Consider the following 16082-nt stretch of genomic DNA (forward strand, 5'->3'; position numbering starts at 1 on the left):
TGCAAAACCCCACAGGTAATCCTGTGGGGTTTTGTTTTTTGGTTTTTGGTTTAAGTTTTAGTTTGAGAATTCATGAGAAAAGCCCCGCTGCTTGCAGCGGGGCTTTTCTGTTTATCGCCGCTAGTTGGACCACGAGTGTGATTACGACGCCGACAAGTACTGCTGACGGTCTATGCCATGACGCTGAAGTTTGTCGTAGAACGTCTTGCGCGGAATACCTAGCGATTCAAGCGTGGCTTTGATGTCGCCTTGATGGATTTGAAGCGCATCGCGTATCAGCTGAGCTTCAAATTGCTCCATACGCTCGGGCAGGGTTTGCTTATTGTCGGGCGCTGGAACGGGGCTGGATTTCACTGTGTCCGGGACGCCCAGGACCAGGCGTTCCGCGAAGTGCGCAAGCTCGCGCACGTTCCCGGGCCACGCGTGTGTCATCACATGCTGGGTGATTGAGCTTGGTATGTCCGGGATGTCTCGCTGGAAGCGGCGTGACGCGTGACCAAGGTAATGCGCGAACAGCAGAGGAATGTCCTCACGGCGCTCGCGCAGGGGCGGAATGCGGATGGTGACGACGTTCAGCCGGTAGAAAAGGTCTTCCCGGAATTTGCCACGTATGGAGGGATCGCCCAGGTCTTCCTTGGTGGCTGCCACCACACGCAAGTCCAGGTTGCGAACCTCATTGCTGCCCAGCGGGGTGATCTGGCGTGATTCGAGCACGCGCAGCAGCTTCACCTGTACTGCCAACGGCATGCTTTCGATCTCGTCCAGGAAAAGAGTCCCGCCGCTGGCGTGTTCGATGCGCCCAATGCGTTTCTTCTGCGCGCCAGTGAAGGCGCCGGCTTCGTGACCGAATAACTCGCTTTCTATGACGCTTTCCGGCAATGCGCCGCAATTGATCGCAACCAGCGAACGATGACGGCGCCGGCTCAAGCGGTGAAGCGCAGTCGCGACGACTTCTTTGCCGGTGCCCGTCTCTCCCTCTACGAGTACGTCGACATTTGCGTCGGCGATGTGGCGCAGCGTTTCCTTGATACGTTGCATCGCCGGCGTCGAGCCTATAAACGGGACCTCGTCTGCCTCGACGGCAAACGCCGCCTCCCGCAGGCGTCGATTCTCCAGCACCAGGCGACGTTTTTCCGAAGCGTGAAGGATGGCGGTCGTCAGCCGGTCAGGCGCATACGGCTTGGCCAAAAAGTCATAGGCGCCATCGCGCATGCACTGCACCGCCGTAGCGATATCGCCATGGCCGGTGATCAAGATGACGGGAAGCTCCGGATCGATGTCGCGCAAGCGACGGAATAATTGCAGCCCGTCGATGTCGGGCATGCGGATGTCGGTGACCACCACGCCATCAAACCCGCGATGCAGCGTTGGAAGTGCTGAGCGCGCCGAGTTGTGCGCGTCTACCGTCATGCCATGCAACTTCAATGTCTGAACGTTGGCGCGGCGCAAGTCTTCATCGTCGTCGATGAAAACGACATGCGGCGGGCCGGGCTGACCGTCGTCAAGCGGCGCGACCGCGTAGGGGGAAGTGTCGGAAGGATGGTTCATGGCGAAATGGCTGGCCGGTAATGGGCGGTGGGCGCCTTGCGTAATGTGAGTATGAAAGTGGCGCCGCCCAGGGCGCCGGGCAGAGGCGGAAACGCGCGGTCGTTCGGGTCCACGGCCAACAAGTCGCCGCCGAATTCGGCGACGATGTCGCGGCATATCACCAGCCCCAGACCCAAGCCTTCCGCTTTTGTCGTGTAGAAGGGCGTGAAAAGGCGTGCGCGCGTGTCGGCGGCAAGGCCGGGGCCGTTGTCGCTGACCGAGAGCCGCACCGTTTCGCCCAGGTCTTGCAGCGCTACGAGCACGCGGCCGTCGGCAACGCCTTCCAGCGCTTCCATTGCGTTCTGCAGCAAATTCACCAACACCTGTTCGAGGCGAATGCGGTCGGCACGGACCAGCACATCCTGGTCGTCGGGCGGCCGTACCAGGGTGACCCCTTGCCTGCGCGCACGCGGCCCGATCAGCAGCAGTGCGCCTTCCATGGCGTCCTTCAGGCTCGTCGGCCCCACTGAGGTGCCCGCCTTGCGCGAGAATGCGCGCAGTTCGCCGGTGATGTGGCCGATGCGTTCTGTCAACGCGGCGATGGTGCCCAGGTTCTCATTGACGGCAGCCATGTCGTCGCGGCGCACAAATTCTGTCGCGTTGTCGGCGTAGGCGCGGATTGCCGCAACGGGCTGATTGATCTCGTGCGCCACCCCCGCCGCCACCTGGCCAAGCAGCGCCAGCTTACTGGCCTGGACCAGCTCGTCCTGCATGGTGTGCAAGCGGGCTTCGGCCCGCTGCCGCTCGTCCATCTCGTCCATTAACTGCTCATTGAGTTCGCTAAGCTGCGCGGTACGTTCGCCGACCAGTGCAGCCAGCTGAGCCTGCGTGGCCGCTTGCTGCTGGGCTTGCTCGCGATTGCGCTGGCGCCGGTAAAGCACGATGCCCAGCGCCGCGGCCAAGAGGCTTAGCGCAAGCAGTGCCGCCATTTGGGCGTTGGCGGTGGCCTGGTTCATGGCGGCCTGTACTGGCGACAAAAGGTGCAGCGTCCAACCCGGAGACTCGGTGATCGGCAGCGTTGTATGCAGCAGCGGAGCGCCTTTTGGAATCTGCGGCAAGGCGTCGTCAGTGTGTACCAACTGACCATTGCCCACGGACGACAGCGGTGGCGTCAGCGGCAAGGTTTGAAAGCGGGCATCACCGAACTGGAGACTGGTGCGCAGCGTCTGTGCCAAGGCGGGAGACAGCGGCGCCAACACGTCGAACCGCCAATCCGACACGCTGCCCAGCAGCACCACGCCATGTTCGTCCGTGACGAAGATGGGCGCGATGGATTGGCGCCAGTCGGATTCCAGGTCGCGAAAGTCCACCTTCAAGACGATCACACCCAACATGGCGCCTTGCGCGTCGTCCACCCGACGGGACAGATACAGCCCGGCTTCGTGGCTGATCGTTCCCAACGCAAAATGTTCTGCCGAGCCTCGGGCAACCGCGCCTTGAAAGTACGGCCGAAACTGATAGTCCACCCCGACAAAGGTGGCGGGTTCTCGCCAATTGCTGGCTGCGATTGCCAAGCCCGTCTTGTCCAGCAGGTAGATCGCCGACGCGCCGACGCCACGCGTCAGCGTGTCGAGCTTGTCATCCAGCGATTCCACCTGAGCGGCCGAGGCGCCTTGCAGCACCGCGCGCACGTCCACGTCCCGGGTCAAGACAAAGGGCAGCGCGCGGAATTTGTCGAGGTTGTTGCGCAGCAAGGCCGCGTTGATCTGCCCCGCGCTACGCGCTTGAAGCGTGGCGCTTTTGATCGCGTTCTCGCGCGCCCACTCGGTGGCCGCCTGCAACACCCCGGCCACCACGCCGATGACGACCAGCATGGCAAGCACGCGCGCGCGCCAAGGCCGGGGCGCTGGGCGGCTGGGGGACCAGGCCAGGTTTGAATGCGCGGAACTCGCAGAGGATGTGGGGCGGGCGGCGCGAGAGGAAGGAGCTTTGGACATGATGTGCGGGTTTCCGCACATTCTAGCTTGATTCTGTGTGGTTATCCGCCATTTGGTTCGCCCCATACCAAACGGAAATCGGGTGAAGCCTTTAACAATCAATGACTTGCCGTCAATGTATAGCCCGCCCACGACCTGGCACGGGTCTTGCGTATGTAGCCATAAGCCGAGCCGCTTTCCGCGCGCCCGGTGAAATCGGCGTGCGGCCACTGCGCATTGCCATAAAACAGAAAACGCCCCGTCGCCCGTTGCGGCAAGGGGCATTGGTGGGGACAAATCCCGATGATCGAAGTAGATCAAGGCGCGCCTGCGCGCAAGCTCAAGTTCTATCAAATCCTGTACGTGCAGGTAATTTTCGCCATCGTGATCGGGGTGCTGCTGGGCGCGTTCAAGCCTGAACTCGGCCAGCAAATGCAACCCCTGGGCGACGCCTTCATCAAGCTGGTCAAGATGATCATCGCACCGGTCATCTTCCTGACCGTGGCCTCGGGCATCGCGGCGATGAGCGACCTGAAGAAGGTTGGACGCGTGGCCGGCAAGGCCATGCTGTACTTTCTGATTTTCTCGACGCTTGCGCTGATCATCGGCATGGTGGTCAGCCATATCGTCCAGCCGGGCGCGGGCATGCATATCGACCCCAGCACCCTGGACCAGAAGGCCGTGGCGAATTTCGTGGCCAAGGCCCATGATTCGACCATCACCGGCTTCCTGATGAACATCATCCCGACGACGATCTTCAGCCCATTCGTGGGCGGGGACATTCTTCAGGTGTTGTTCGTGGCGGTGCTGTTCGGCATTTCGCTGGCCATGGTGGGCGAGCGCGGCAAGCCGATCCTGAACTTCATGACCGCATTGGCCCAGCCGATTTTCAAGCTGGTCGCCATTTTGATGAAGGCCGCGCCCATCGGTGCATTCGGCGCGATGGCGTTCACCATCGGCAAGTACGGCATCAAGTCGGTCGTGAACCTGGCCATGCTGGTCGGCACGTTCTACGCGACCTCGGTCCTGTTCGTCGTCGTGGTGCTGGGCCTGGTTGCCCGCTACAACGGTTTTTCGATTCTGAAGCTGGTGCGCTACATCCGCGAAGAATTGCTGTTGGTGCTGGGCACGAGTTCATCGGAAGCCGCGCTGCCCACGCTGATGCAGAAGATGGAACGCGCCGGCTGTTCCAAGTCGGTGGTCGGGCTGGTAGTGCCCACGGGATACTCGTTCAATCTGGACGGCACCAACATCTACATGACGATGGCCGCGCTGTTCATCGCCCAGGCCTGCGACATTCCGCTGTCGTTGGGCGACCAGATTTTGCTGCTGGCGGTTGCCATGCTCAGCTCCAAGGGTGCGGCGGGCGTGACCGGCGCCGGCTTCATTACCTTGGCTGCCACCTTGTCGGTGGTGCCGTCGGTGCCGATCGCCGGGATGACGCTGATCCTTGGCGTGGACCGCTTTATGTCCGAATGCCGCGCATTGACCAACCTGGTGGGTAACGCTACCGCCGCCGTCGTGGTGGCCCGCTGGGAGGGCGAGCTGGATCAAGAGCAATTGCACGCCGCGTTGGACGGCCAGCCTATGGCCGGTGGACCGGCCGGCGACATGCCTGCGCCGGAAACGCATGCGGCGATCAGCCACACGGCCTGAGGCCTGAGGCCTTAGCTAAAGCACGTCTCGCTATGAAAAATCCCCCGCGTCGGTTGCGACATGCGGGGGATTTTTTTAGGCGCTGCGGGACGGGCCTAGCCAATCGGCAATGCGATGCCGGTTCAGGGCACGTGAATGCCCGCTGTTCGCAGCAGGTTTGCCGTTTCGAATAGTGGCAAACCCATCACACCCGTATAGCTGCCGGAGATGTGCGAGATAAAGGCGCCGGCCAGCCCCTGAATGCCGTACGCGCCCGCCTTGCCGTAGGGCTCGCCGCTGTCGCAGTAGCGGCCGATTTCGTCGTCGCCCAGTTCGCGCATCTGAACCTGGGTGATGGACACGGCTTCAAGCAACTGCCCGCCCGCGCATACCGCCACCGCCGTGTGCACCTCGTGCACCGAACCGGACAAGGCACGCAGAATCCGGAAGGCGTCTTCACGATCGGCGGGCTTGCCCAGCACGGCGCCATTCAGAATGACAGTGGTGTCGGCGGCCAGTAGCGGCAGGTCGGGCAGTGCGTGGTCGTGCATCCAGTCGCGGCCGCGCAGCGCCTTGTCACGGGCGGTGCGCTGCACGTAGTCGGCGGCGCTTTCACCTTCGTGTTGGGGTTCGTCTTCCCCCGGGGGGGCAGGCACAAGCAAGACTTTGTGCGCAAGACCGATCTGCGCTAGCAGTTCGCGCCGCCTGGGGCTGGCCGATGCCAGGTAAAGGCGGGCGGGGGAAGCGTCGGTGTCGGCGGTGTGAGACATGCGTGAACGCGTAAAAAATGGGGCGCTGCCCGGCCGGCGGTCAGGCGCGGTGGTAGGGGTGGTTGGTCATGATGGCCCAGGCGCGATAGAGCTGTTCGGCTAACACCACGCGGACCATCGGATGGGGCAAGGTCAACGACGACAAGCGTAGCTGACCGCTGCACGAGGCCTTCAGGTCGGCGTCCAGGCCATCTGGCCCGCCGACGAGGAAGGCGACGTCCTGGCCACCGGCTCGCCATTGTTCCAGCTTTTGCGACAGGGCCATCGTGGTCAGGTCGCGGCCGCGCTCGTCCAGGGCCAGGCGTAGCGCGCCTGGCGGCAGCGCGGCTTCGATGCGTTTGGCTTCTGCAGCCATCATCTGGGCTGGCGTTTTGCCGGTGGTACGCGGTTCGGGTTTGATCTCGCGCAGTTCCAGCGCGCAATCGGCGGGCAGGCGCTTGGCGTAGTCGGCCCAGGCCGTCTCGACCCAGTCCGGCATACGCGTTCCCACCGCCGCAACGATCAATTTCACGGCTGGAACTCAGGCTTCGGCGTCGTCGTAGCCGCTGTCGGTGGGGATCGGCGCTACGCGGGTCGACTCCGGCAGCAGCTTCACTCGGACCGGCTTGCCGCCCCAGATTTCTTCCAGGTTGTAGTACTGGCGAATCGCGGGCTGCATGATGTGCACGACCATGTCGCCCAGGTCGACGACGACCCATTCACCGGTGTCTTCACCTTCGATGGTGATGCCGGTCAGTTCAAGTGCGCGGCCACGGTCGGCCACGCTTGAAGCCAGGGCCCGGGTTTGGCGGTTGGAGGTGGCGCTGGCAATCACGACGCGATCGAACAAGCTTGTCAGATGCGTGGTGTTGTAGACCTTGATGTCTTGCGCCTTGACGTCTTCGAGGGCATCGATGACGGCGCGTTGGAGTTTCGTTATATCCATAGCTGCAAATATAACCCGCGGACGGACGGCGGATGCCGGCTCCGTGGCGCTTTCAGCGCCCGGCGGGTGTGGGTTTATCGGTAAAGTTGGTGCGCCGCAATATAGGCGGCGACCGAAGGGGCCAGCAGGCCGTCCGTGGACTCGCCCGCGGCCAGCCGGCGGCGGATGTCGGATGCGGACACCGCCATCGGGGCAAAGGGCAGTTCTTCCAGGCAGTGGCCTTGTTCTTGCAGCCAGGCCGTCAGTTCCGCCGGCGGCGTCAACGCCGTGCCGGGGCGGGTGGCCACGGCCAGGTCCACCAGGCTGGCAATGTCGCGCCAACTGCGCCAAGTGCAGAAATTGGCAAGCTGGTCGGCACCCAGCAGCCAGACATAGCGCGCGCCCGAGGGCAGGGCGCGCAATGTGTCGATCGTGTAAGTGGGGCCGCTTCGTTCGATTTCGATTGGGTTGACGACCAGCCCGTCATGGCCGGCAATGGCCAGTTCAAGCATGTCGCGGCGTTGTTCGCCGGTGGCATGCAGGGCGGCGCGCTGCCAGGGATTGCCCGCCGGGATCAGTTCCACGGCGGCCAGATCCAGTGTGGACAGGGCGTTTTGCGCCAGCGCGACGTGGGCGACGTGGACGGGGTCGAAGCTGCCGCCCAGAAGGCCGATGCGCTTCAAACCCAATCCCGCGGCGTCAGGTACGGCGCGAGCTCGGCTTCGGGCGAGCCCGGTTCCGGGTGCCAGTCGTAGCGCCACTGCGCCATGGGCGGCATGGACAGCAGGATGGATTCGGTGCGGCCGCCCGATTGCAGGCCAAACAGCGTGCCGCGATCGAACACCAGGTTGAATTCCACGTAGCGGCCACGGCGGTACGCCTGGAAATCGCGCTCGCGCTCTGTGTAGGCCATGCCGCGCCGACGTTCGACGATGGGCAGATAGCTGTGCAGGAACGCGTCGCCTACCGACCGCGTCAAGGCGAACGAGGCGTCAAAGCCCGGCGCGTTCAGGTCGTCAAAGAAAATGCCGCCGATGCCGCGCGTTTCGTTGCGATGCTTCAGGTAGAAGTATTCGTCGCACCAGCGCTTGTAGCGCGGATAGTAGTCCGGGCCGTGGCTGGCCAGTGCGTCGCGGCACACCGTATGGAAATGGCGCGCGTCTTCTTCAAACGGGTAATACGGGGTCAGGTCAATGCCGCCGCCGAACCAGAAGATGTCGGCTTCGTCATGCCCGGGCCGGGCCGCCGCCACGAACATGCGCACGTTCATGTGGGTGGTGGGCACGTACGGGTTGCGGGGGTGCAGCACCATCGACACGCCCATCGCTTCCCAGGCGCGGCCGGCAAGCTCGGGGCGGTGGGCGCTGGCCGACGGGGGCAGCTTGGTGCCCTTGACGTGGCTGAACAGCACGCCCGCGCGTTCGAACAGCTGGCCGCCTTCCAGCAGCCGCGACAGCCCGCCGCCGCCCTCGGGCCGGACCCATTCGTCAGCACGGAACGGGCCGCCTTCCGCAGCTTCCAGCGCCTGGACGATACGCGCCTGAAGGCCGGTGAGGTAATCGCGGACAGTGGCGACGGGCAAGGCGTTCATCGGCTTTCCGCTTACGCGTTGGACTTCGGTTTCTGTTGCGACGGCTTCAGGGCGCGCCAGCCGATATCGCTACGGTATTGGCGGCCATCGAAATGGATGCCGTCGATGGCTTCGTACACGCGGTCGCGCGCCATCTTGACCGAATCGCCCAGTGCCGTAACGCACAGCACGCGGCCGCCGGTGGTCTTGGTTTCTTCGCCGGTCAGTTCGGTGGCGGCGTGGAACACCATGCAGTCCTCGGCATCCGCGGGCAGGCCGCGGATGACGTCGCCGGTGCGCGGAGTATTCGGGTAATTGTGCGAGGCCAGCACCACGCCCAGCGCGGTGCGGCGGTCCCAGACGATATCGGCCTGGTTCAGCGTGCCGTCCACGGCGTGCTCAAGCGCGTCCAGCAGATCGCTCTTGACGCGCATCATGATGGGCTGCGTTTCCGGGTCGCCCATGCGGCAGTTGAATTCCAGCGTCTTGATCTCGCGGTCGGGGTCATCGCCCGGGGCGATCATCAGGCCCGCGTACAAAAAACCGGTATACGGAATGCCGTCGCGCGTCATGCCCTGCACGGTCGGCAGGATGATTTCGCGCATGATGCGGTGGTGCAGTTCGGGCGTAACGATCGGCGCGGGCGAATACGCGCCCATGCCGCCGGTGTTCGGGCCCTGGTCGCCGTCTTGCAGGCGCTTGTGGTCCTGGCTGGTGGCCAGCGCCAGCACGTTGCGGCCGTCGCACATGACGATGAAACTGGCTTCTTCGCCCACCAGGCATTCTTCGATGACGACGCGAGCGCCCGCGGCGCCCATCGAGCCGTCGCCCAGCATGGCGTCAACGGCGGCGTGGGCCTCTTCCAGTGTGGCCGCGACCACAACGCCCTTGCCGGCCGCCAGGCCGTCAGCCTTGATGACGATGGGGGCGCCTTCCTGGTCGATATAGGCGTGTGCCTGGACCGGGTCGGTAAAGGTGGCATAGCGCGCGGTCGGGATGTTGTGCCGGACCATGAAGGCCTTGGCGTAGTCCTTCGAGCTTTCCAGCTGCGCGGCGGCCTTGGTGGGGCCGAAGATCTTCAGGCCACGCGCACGGAACACGTCCACGACGCCCGAGGCCAGCGGCGCTTCCGGGCCGACGACCGTCAGGGCGATTCCTTCGCGCTGGACGAAATCGGCCAGCTCCTCGGCATTGGTCAGCGGGATGTTTTCCATCTGCTCGGCCCGTTGCGTGCCGCCGTTACCCGGCGCGACGAACACCTTGTGTACGCGCGGGGAGCGGGCCAGCCGCCAGGCGAGGGCATGTTCGCGGCCGCCCGAGCCAATTACCAGGAGTTTCATGTTGCGTGATTCTGAAGGTTGCCACTCTAGCCCGTGGAGAAGGCGACGGACCCGGGACCACCCGGGGCCGTTTCACATTCCAGCGCGGCGGCGGCCGGGGCCGTCGACGTGCTGAAACCGTGGGATTTACTGCGCTTCGTCGAAAATGACGGTGGTATAGACTTCCTGCACGTCGTCCAGGCCTTCCAGGGCGTCGAGCAGTTTTTGCATCTTGATGGCGTCTTCGCCTGCCAGCTCGGTTTCGTTCAGCGCCTTCATGACGATGCCGTCCACTTCCGCCTTCAGGCCCGCGTCGTCAAACGCCTTGCGTACGGCAGCGTAGTCGGCCGGCGCGCAAACGACTTCGATCACGCCTTCTTCGTCGGTCGTGACGTCTTCGGCGCCCGCATCCAATGCGGCTTCCATGACTTTGTCTTCGGGCGTGCCCGGAGCGAATACGAACTGGCCGCAGTGCTTGAACATGAACGCCACCGAGCCTTCCTGGCCCAGGTTGCCGCCGTTCTTGGCAAACGCGTGGCGAACTTCAGCCACGGTGCGGGTGCGGTTGTCGGTCATGCAGTCGACGATGACCGCCGCGCCGCCGATGCCGTAGCCTTCGTAGCGGACTTCCTCGTAGGCGTCGCCGTCGGCACCGCCGGCGCCGCGCTGGATGGCGCGCTGGATGTTGTCCTTGGGCATGTTGGCGTCGGTCGCCTTGTCCCACGCCATGCGCAGACGCGGGTTGCTGTCCGGGTCGGCGCCGCCGGCGCGCGCCGCCACGGTAATTTCACGAATGATCTTGGTCCAGAGCTTTCCGCGCTTGGCGTCTTGGCGCCCTTTGCGGTGCTGAATATTGGCCCATTTGCTGTGTCCGGCCATGGCTTCCCAGGATAAATTGGCTGCAAAAAAAGCATTTTACCGTGCCGACGGGCCTAGCGCCCGGGGCAGGGCTGCCTGTGTCGATATTGCCACGCGCACAAGCCGCGCGGCAGGCTCTACACTTGGGCATCCTTTAGCTTCCCGGTCCGGAGCGCTGCCCCATGCCCAACCCCATCGTCATCGCCAAAAACGCCCAGACCGAGCTCGCGCTGCTGCCCGCCCTGGCCAACCGGCACGGTTGCATTACCGGGGCCACCGGCACGGGCAAAACCGTCACCCTGCAAGTGCTGGCGGAATCCTTTTCCCGTATCGGCACGCCGGTGTTCATGGCCGACGTCAAGGGTGACCTGACCGGTATTTCGCAGGCGGGGGCGGCCAGCCCCAAGCTGGCCGAACGCCTGAAAAGCCTGGGGCTGGACGAGCCCGTCTGGGGAGCCAGCCCCGTCACCCTCTGGGACGTCTTTGGCGAGCAAGGCCAGCCGGTGCGAGCCACCATTACCGATATGGGCCCGCTGCTGCTGTCGCGCATCCTGGAACTGAACGACACGCAGGAAGGGGTGCTGACGCTGGTGTTCAAGGTGGCTGACGACGAAGGCCAATTGTTGTTGGACCTGAAAGACCTGCGCGCCATGCTGCAAAACGTGGCGGACCGCTCGGCCGAGCTCAAGACCCGCTACGGCAACGTTTCGTCGGCCAGCGTCGGCGCCATCCAGCGCGGCCTGCTGGCGCTGGAATCGCAGGGCGCTGAAAAGTTCTTTGGCGAGCCCATGCTGGACGTCGCCGACCTGATGCGTACGGACGCGCAAGGCCGCGGCATGGTCAACGTGCTGGCCGCCGACAAGCTGATGCAGGCCCCGCGCCTGTACGCCATCTTCCTGCTGTGGTTGTTGGCCGACCTGTACGAAAAGTTGCCCGAAGTGGGCGACATGGATCAGCCCAAGCTGGTGTTCTTTTTTGATGAAGCGCACCTGCTGTTCAACGATGCGCCTGCCGCGTTGCTGAACAAGATCGAACAAGTGGTGCGGCTGGTGCGCTCCAAGGGGGTGGGCGTCTACTTCGTGACGCAAAATCCGCTGGATATTCCCGATACCGTGCTGGGGCAGCTGGGCAATCGCGTGCAGCACGCGCTGCGGGCTTTCACGCCGCGCGATCAGAAGGCCGTCAAGACTGCCGCGCAAACCATGCGCCCCAACCCGGGGCTGGACATCGAAGCCGCCATTACCGAATTGGGCGTAGGCGAAGCGCTGGTGTCGTTGCTGGACGCCAAGGGGCGCCCCTTGCCCACCGAGCGCGCCTACATCGTGCCGCCTGCCAGCCGCATCGGCCCGGCTACCGACGCCGAACGCCAGGCGTTGCGCCAGGGCAGCCCCATGGCCGCCAAGTATGAAAAGGCCATCGACCGGGAATCCGCCTATGAGGTGCTTGCCGGGCGCGCCGCCGTCCCCGCGGACCCGCCGGCCACGGCCGGCCGCAATACGCGCGCTGAACCCGATGCGCCGGCCCCGGCCGACGAGGCGGGCGGCGGCCTGATGGGCCGTCTGAACGACGTGCTGTTTGGCTCTACCGGCCCACGGGGCGGCAAGCGCGACGGCGTTGTCCAGACCATGGCCAAAAGTACGGCCCGGTCCATCGCGCGTGAACTGACACGTGGCATCCTCGGGTCGCTGCTGGGCTCAAAGACCCGGCGCTGAATCGCCCGGGGCATCCTCGACGTTGCAGGCTGCGCGGCACCACCGTTTTGTAACGGGGGGTGTTGCGCCGGGGTCGTTTATGCCTATGATTCTGGGCGGTCTATCAAAGGAAAACTTAAGGAAACGTGGTGGCTAAGAAACACAAGATTGCGGTGATTCCAGGAGACGGGATTGGCAAGGAGGTCGTGCCGGAAGGCTTGAAGGTGCTGGATGCCGTGGCCAAGCGCTTCGGCATCGAATTCCAGTGGGATCATTTCGACTGGAGCTGCGACTATTACGCCCAGCACGGCAAGATGATGCCGGACGACTGGAAGGCGCAAATCGGCCAACACGAGGCCATTTTCTTCGGTTCGATTGGCTGGCCCGCCACCGTGCCCGACCACGAGGCGCTGTGGGGCTCGCTGTTCAAATTCCGTCGCGAATTTGATCAATACATCAATTTGCGACCAGTGCGCCTGATGCCCGGCGTGCCCTCGCCGCTGGCGGATCGCAAGCCCGGCGACATCGATTTCTTCATCGTCCGCGAAAACACCGAAGGCGAATACTCCAATAGCGGTGGCCGTCTGTTCGAGGGCACCGAGCGCGAAGTCGTCATTCAGGAAAGCGTGTTCACGCGTATCGGTGCGGACCGCGTGCTGAAGTTTGCATTCGAGCTTGCCCAAAAGCGCGGCAAGCACCTGACCGCTGCCACCAAATCCAATGGCATTTCGATTTCCATGCCGTGGTGGGACGAGCGCGTTGCCGACATCGCCGGGAACTATCCGGACGTGCGTTGGGACAAATACCACATCGATATCCTGTGCGCGCACTTCGTGCAGCACCCGGATTGGTTCGACGTGGTGGTGGCTTCGAATTTGTTTGGCGACATTCTTTCCGACCTTGGGCCGGCTTGCACGGGCACGATCGGTATCGCGCCGTCCGCGAACCTGAACCCCGAGCGCAAGTTCCCGTCCTTGTTCGAGCCGGTTCATGGATCGGCCCCGGACATCTACGGCAAGGGCGTCGCCAACCCGATCGGGCAAATCTGGAGCGGCGCGCTGATGCTTGATTTCCTGGGTTACCCGCAGGCATCGGAAGCGGTGGTGAAGGCAATCGAAACCGTGTTGGCGGAGGGTCCGCGCACACGGGACATGAAGGGCACCGCGTCGACCGTCGACGTCGGCAACGCCATTGCGTCGCTGATTTCTGCCGGTTGAACGCATTAAGCGGGTACGGCCAATCAGGCTAGTTGATGGAACAATTAATCTCTCCCACTTCCGCCGCCCACGTGGGCGGTGGCCGTGCCGACCGCTTCGTGCGCAAGCTTTTCCGTTTGCTGCGTTCGCGCACGCAACGGCATAACCAGCATCTGTGGCCCTTCGTGCGGATCTGGCGTGACCGCACGGGCGCCATTTGCGGCTTCCGTGCCTTTGGCCGGGCGTTGCCCTTGACGCCCTTGTCGCAAGGGTACGACCGCGCCGACGAAACGGTGCACTTGATCCTGAGCGGCCCGTCGGTCGCCCAGATTCCGTACGACCAGCTGGACATACGCGTGGCGATGGGCGTGAATGGCGCCATCGCGCTGGCCCGCAAGTTTGATCTTCCGTTCAAGTACTACTGCATCATCGACCAGAATTTCGTGCGGGAACGCATTGAACTGGTGCGCGAAATCGTCTCCCGCGACCTGACGCTGTACGTCTTCCCGGAAGTGCTGCGCTACATCATGCAGGGCATCCCGCAGGACCAGATCCGCTGCCGCATCTGCATTATTGAAATGATCTCCGAACGCGCCTACCAGCGCAGCGCGGCGCCCGCCGTGCTCAAGCGGATTGCCGCCGCCACGCCGGACGTGCAATTGCTGGACGCCAAGCAGGGGCTGGGCTACAGCTTTGACGCATCGCTAGGCGTGTTCGACGCCGACACCGTGGCCTACGCGGCCTTGCAGGTGCTGGTCTCAGGCGGGGCGCGGCAGGTGTTCGTGCACGGGCTGGACCTTACCGTGCAAAATGGGCTGCGCTTTTATGACGAGGGCGGCCGTCCCCAGACCAGCCGACTGGCGCGCAATTTCGCGCACCTGATTGAACCGTCGTTCCGGTTTGCCGCCGCGCAGTGGCGAGCGCGCGGCGTGTCGGTATTCAACCTGTCGCCCGTCAGCGCCTTGTCGGCCGACATCATCGAACGGCGCGATTGGCAGGCGTTCTTGAAACCGGACGCGCTGAACATGCCATAGTCGCGCACGGCCAACCGCCGGGTAAAAAAAAGGGCGCCAGCGAAATCGCTGGCGCCCTTTTTATTTCACCGCGGCCCGGCGCGGCGTCAGTGCGCGCCTGCCGCCGCTTCCGCTGCACCGCCGTCCCCTGCCTTGGACGAACGGGGGCGCGCAAACCAGACCAGGCCCGTCAGCATCAGGAAGATGACGGCCGACGCATAGAACACGTCCACCGCCGACATCGTGAACGCCTGCGCGTTGATCAGGCCGTCAACCATGCTCAAGGCCTGCTGATGCGACACGCCCAGGCCGTTTTGCAACGTGTTGACCGTCTGGTCGAAAGCCTGCTGGCCGGGCTTGGCAATTTCGGTCAGCTGCGAGTGGTGCATGGTGGCGCGGTTTTCCCACAGCGTGGTGGCGATAGACGTGCCGAACGCGCCCGCCGTCAGCCGCAGGAAGTTTGACAGGCCCGACGCAGCGGGTATGCGCCAGGGTTCGATGCTGGACAGCGTGATGGACGTCAGCGGCACGAAGAACGCCGCCATTGCCGCGCCCTGGATGATAGTGGGCAGCATCAGCGTGCGCACGTCGGTCTGCGTGTTGAACCCGGACCGCATGAAGCACACCAGCGCGAAGATCAGGAACGCCACGGTCACGATCTGGCGCGGGTCGCGCGTGGCCAGCATCTTGCCGACGATAGGCGTCAGCAAGATGGCCAGCAGCCCCACCGGCGCGGTCACCAGGCCGGCGTAGGTGGCGGTGTAGCCCATATTGCTTTGCAGCCACAGCGGCAGCAGCACCACGTTGCCGAAGAACACGCCGTAAGCCACGGCCAAGGTCAGTGCGCCCACGGTGAAGTTGCGGACCTTGAACAGGCGCAAGTCCACCACCGGGTGGGCGTCGGTCAATTCCCAGATCAGGAAGAATACGAACGCCACAAAGGCCGTCGCCGCCAGCGCGATGATGGTCGGGCTGGCGAACCAATCCAGTTCCTTGCCCTTGTCCAGCATGATTTGCAGCGCGCCCACCCAGACCACCAGCAACACCAGGCCCAGCTTGTCGATGGGCAGCTTGCGCGTGACCGATTCGCGGTTGCCGTAGATGCGCCAGCTGATCCAGGCGGCCAGCAAGCCCACCGGGACGTTGATGTAGAAGATCCACGGCCAGGTGTAGTTGTCGGAAATCCAGCCCCCCAGCAGCGGCCCTGCCACGGGCGCGACCAGCGTGGTCATGGACCACACCGCCAGCGCCATGCCCGCCTTGGACTTGGGGAAGCTGGCCAGCATCAGCGTTTGCGACAGCGGAATCATCGGCCCGGCCACCGCGCCCTGCAACACCCGAAACGCGATCAGCGCTTCCAGCGACGGCGCAAAGCCGCACAGCCACGAGGCCAGCACGAACAGCAACGTCGAGATCAGGAACAGGCGCACCTGCCCGAAACGCTGAGTCAGCCACCCGGTCAAGGGCACCGTGATGGCGTTGGCAACGGCGAACGACGTAATGACCCAGGTGCCCTGGCTGGTGCTCACGCCCAGGTCGCCGGAAATCGTGGGGATGGACACGTTCGCAATCGACGTGTCCAGCACGTTCATGAACACCGCCGTGGACAGCGCGATGGACCCG

General features: G+C 63.9%; 14 protein-coding genes. 4 read left to right on the plus strand and 10 right to left on the minus strand.

Going from position 1 to position 16082, the window contains the following annotated elements:
- Window positions 1-141: 141 nt before the first annotated feature.
- Window positions 142-1548 (minus strand): sigma-54 dependent transcriptional regulator, encoded by a 1407-nt coding sequence (locus YH64_RS29130; protein ID WP_082134697.1) that lies wholly within the window; start codon window positions 1546-1548, stop codon window positions 142-144.
- Complete coding sequence (locus YH64_RS29135) at window positions 1545-3401, minus strand: ATP-binding protein (RefSeq protein ID WP_046807837.1); 1857 nt, start codon at window positions 3399-3401, stop codon at window positions 1545-1547. The genes YH64_RS29130 and YH64_RS29135 overlap by 4 nt, the downstream gene beginning before the upstream one ends.
- 405 nt (window positions 3402-3806) lie before the next feature.
- On the opposite strand from YH64_RS29135, the gene YH64_RS29140 reads away from it, so the two are divergent.
- Window positions 3807-5159, plus strand: a complete 1353-nt coding sequence (locus YH64_RS29140) for a dicarboxylate/amino acid:cation symporter (protein WP_046807836.1) — start codon at window positions 3807-3809, stop codon at window positions 5157-5159.
- Between the two features lie 122 nt (window positions 5160-5281).
- Here the strand turns inward: YH64_RS29140 and YH64_RS29145 are convergent, their stop codons facing one another.
- From YH64_RS29145 to YH64_RS29175, 7 genes are all read right to left on the minus strand, one after another.
- Window positions 5282-5908, minus strand: a complete 627-nt coding sequence (locus tag YH64_RS29145; protein ID WP_120154591.1) for a nucleoside triphosphate pyrophosphatase — start codon at window positions 5906-5908, stop codon at window positions 5282-5284.
- A 40-nt stretch (window positions 5909-5948) separates the two neighbouring features.
- The gene (rlmH, locus tag YH64_RS29150) at window positions 5949-6419 is read right to left on the minus strand and encodes a 23S rRNA (pseudouridine(1915)-N(3))-methyltransferase RlmH (RefSeq protein WP_006218506.1); all 471 of its coding nucleotides are present in this window, start codon (window positions 6417-6419) and stop codon (window positions 5949-5951) included.
- Window positions 6420-6428: 9 nt separating this feature from the next.
- Window positions 6429-6833, minus strand: coding sequence for a ribosome silencing factor (gene rsfS / locus YH64_RS29155; protein WP_046807834.1), 405 nt, complete (start codon window positions 6831-6833; stop codon window positions 6429-6431).
- A 74-nt stretch (window positions 6834-6907) separates the two neighbouring features.
- The gene (gene nadD, locus YH64_RS29160; protein WP_046807833.1) at window positions 6908-7495 is read right to left on the minus strand and encodes a nicotinate (nicotinamide) nucleotide adenylyltransferase; all 588 of its coding nucleotides are present in this window, start codon (window positions 7493-7495) and stop codon (window positions 6908-6910) included.
- Window positions 7492-8403: an oxygen-dependent coproporphyrinogen oxidase gene (gene hemF, locus YH64_RS29165; protein WP_046807832.1), complete on the minus strand. Its 912-nt coding sequence runs from the start codon at window positions 8401-8403 to the stop codon at window positions 7492-7494. The genes nadD and hemF overlap by 4 nt, the downstream gene beginning before the upstream one ends.
- 11 nt (window positions 8404-8414) lie before the next feature.
- Window positions 8415-9722 carry a phosphoribosylamine--glycine ligase gene (gene purD / locus YH64_RS29170; RefSeq protein WP_104145737.1) on the minus strand — a complete coding sequence of 436 codons (1308 nt, stop codon included), beginning with the start codon at window positions 9720-9722 and terminating at the stop codon, window positions 8415-8417.
- A gap of 126 nt (window positions 9723-9848) precedes the next feature.
- Window positions 9849-10580: a YebC/PmpR family DNA-binding transcriptional regulator gene (locus YH64_RS29175; protein WP_046807830.1), complete on the minus strand. Its 732-nt coding sequence runs from the start codon at window positions 10578-10580 to the stop codon at window positions 9849-9851.
- A gap of 161 nt (window positions 10581-10741) precedes the next feature.
- Between YH64_RS29175 and YH64_RS29180 the strand changes: the two genes are divergently transcribed.
- The 3 genes from YH64_RS29180 (at window position 10742) to YH64_RS29190 (ending at window position 14480) form a co-directional block, all read left to right on the plus strand.
- Entirely contained in the window at window positions 10742-12271 is a 1530-nt protein-coding gene (locus YH64_RS29180) for a helicase HerA-like C-terminal domain-containing protein (protein WP_046807829.1), read from the plus strand.
- A 128-nt stretch (window positions 12272-12399) separates the two neighbouring features.
- Window positions 12400-13467: a tartrate dehydrogenase gene (locus YH64_RS29185; RefSeq protein ID WP_046807828.1), complete on the plus strand. Its 1068-nt coding sequence runs from the start codon at window positions 12400-12402 to the stop codon at window positions 13465-13467.
- Window positions 13468-13502: 35 nt separating this feature from the next.
- Window positions 13503-14480, plus strand: a complete 978-nt coding sequence (locus YH64_RS29190) for a hypothetical protein (RefSeq protein WP_046807827.1) — start codon at window positions 13503-13505, stop codon at window positions 14478-14480.
- Between the two features lie 86 nt (window positions 14481-14566).
- Here the strand turns inward: YH64_RS29190 and YH64_RS29195 are convergent.
- Window positions 14567-16082, minus strand: a 1516-nt coding sequence (locus tag YH64_RS29195; protein WP_143215605.1) for a DHA2 family efflux MFS transporter permease subunit, incomplete at its 5' end; no start/stop codon positions are given.

This window comes from Achromobacter sp. LC458, assembly GCF_001005835.2.
GTDB classification, from domain to species: domain Bacteria; phylum Pseudomonadota; class Gammaproteobacteria; order Burkholderiales; family Burkholderiaceae_B; genus Achromobacter; species Achromobacter spanius_B.

Coding starts and splice junctions, on each gene's coding strand:
- YH64_RS29130 (WP_082134697.1), bottom strand. CDS start 1,548: ATGAACCATCCTTCCGACACTTCCCCCTACGCGGTCGCGCCGCTTGAC.
- YH64_RS29135 (WP_046807837.1), bottom strand. CDS start 3,401: ATGCTGGTCGTCATCGGCGTGGTGGCCGGGGTGTTGCAGGCGGCCACC.
- YH64_RS29140 (WP_046807836.1), top strand. CDS start 3,807: ATGATCGAAGTAGATCAAGGCGCGCCTGCGCGCAAGCTCAAGTTCTAT.
- YH64_RS29145 (WP_120154591.1), bottom strand. CDS start 5,908: ATGTCTCACACCGCCGACACCGACGCTTCCCCCGCCCGCCTTTACCTG.
- rsfS (WP_046807834.1), bottom strand. CDS start 6,833: ATGGATATAACGAAACTCCAACGCGCCGTCATCGATGCCCTCGAAGAC.
- hemF (WP_046807832.1), bottom strand. CDS start 8,403: ATGAACGCCTTGCCCGTCGCCACTGTCCGCGATTACCTCACCGGCCTT.
- purD (WP_104145737.1), bottom strand. CDS start 9,722: ATGAAACTCCTGGTAATTGGCTCGGGCGGCCGCGAACATGCCCTCGCC.
- YH64_RS29175 (WP_046807830.1), bottom strand. CDS start 10,580: ATGGCCGGACACAGCAAATGGGCCAATATTCAGCACCGCAAAGGGCGC.
- YH64_RS29180 (WP_046807829.1), top strand. CDS start 10,742: ATGCCCAACCCCATCGTCATCGCCAAAAACGCCCAGACCGAGCTCGCG.
- YH64_RS29190 (WP_046807827.1), top strand. CDS start 13,503: ATGGAACAATTAATCTCTCCCACTTCCGCCGCCCACGTGGGCGGTGGC.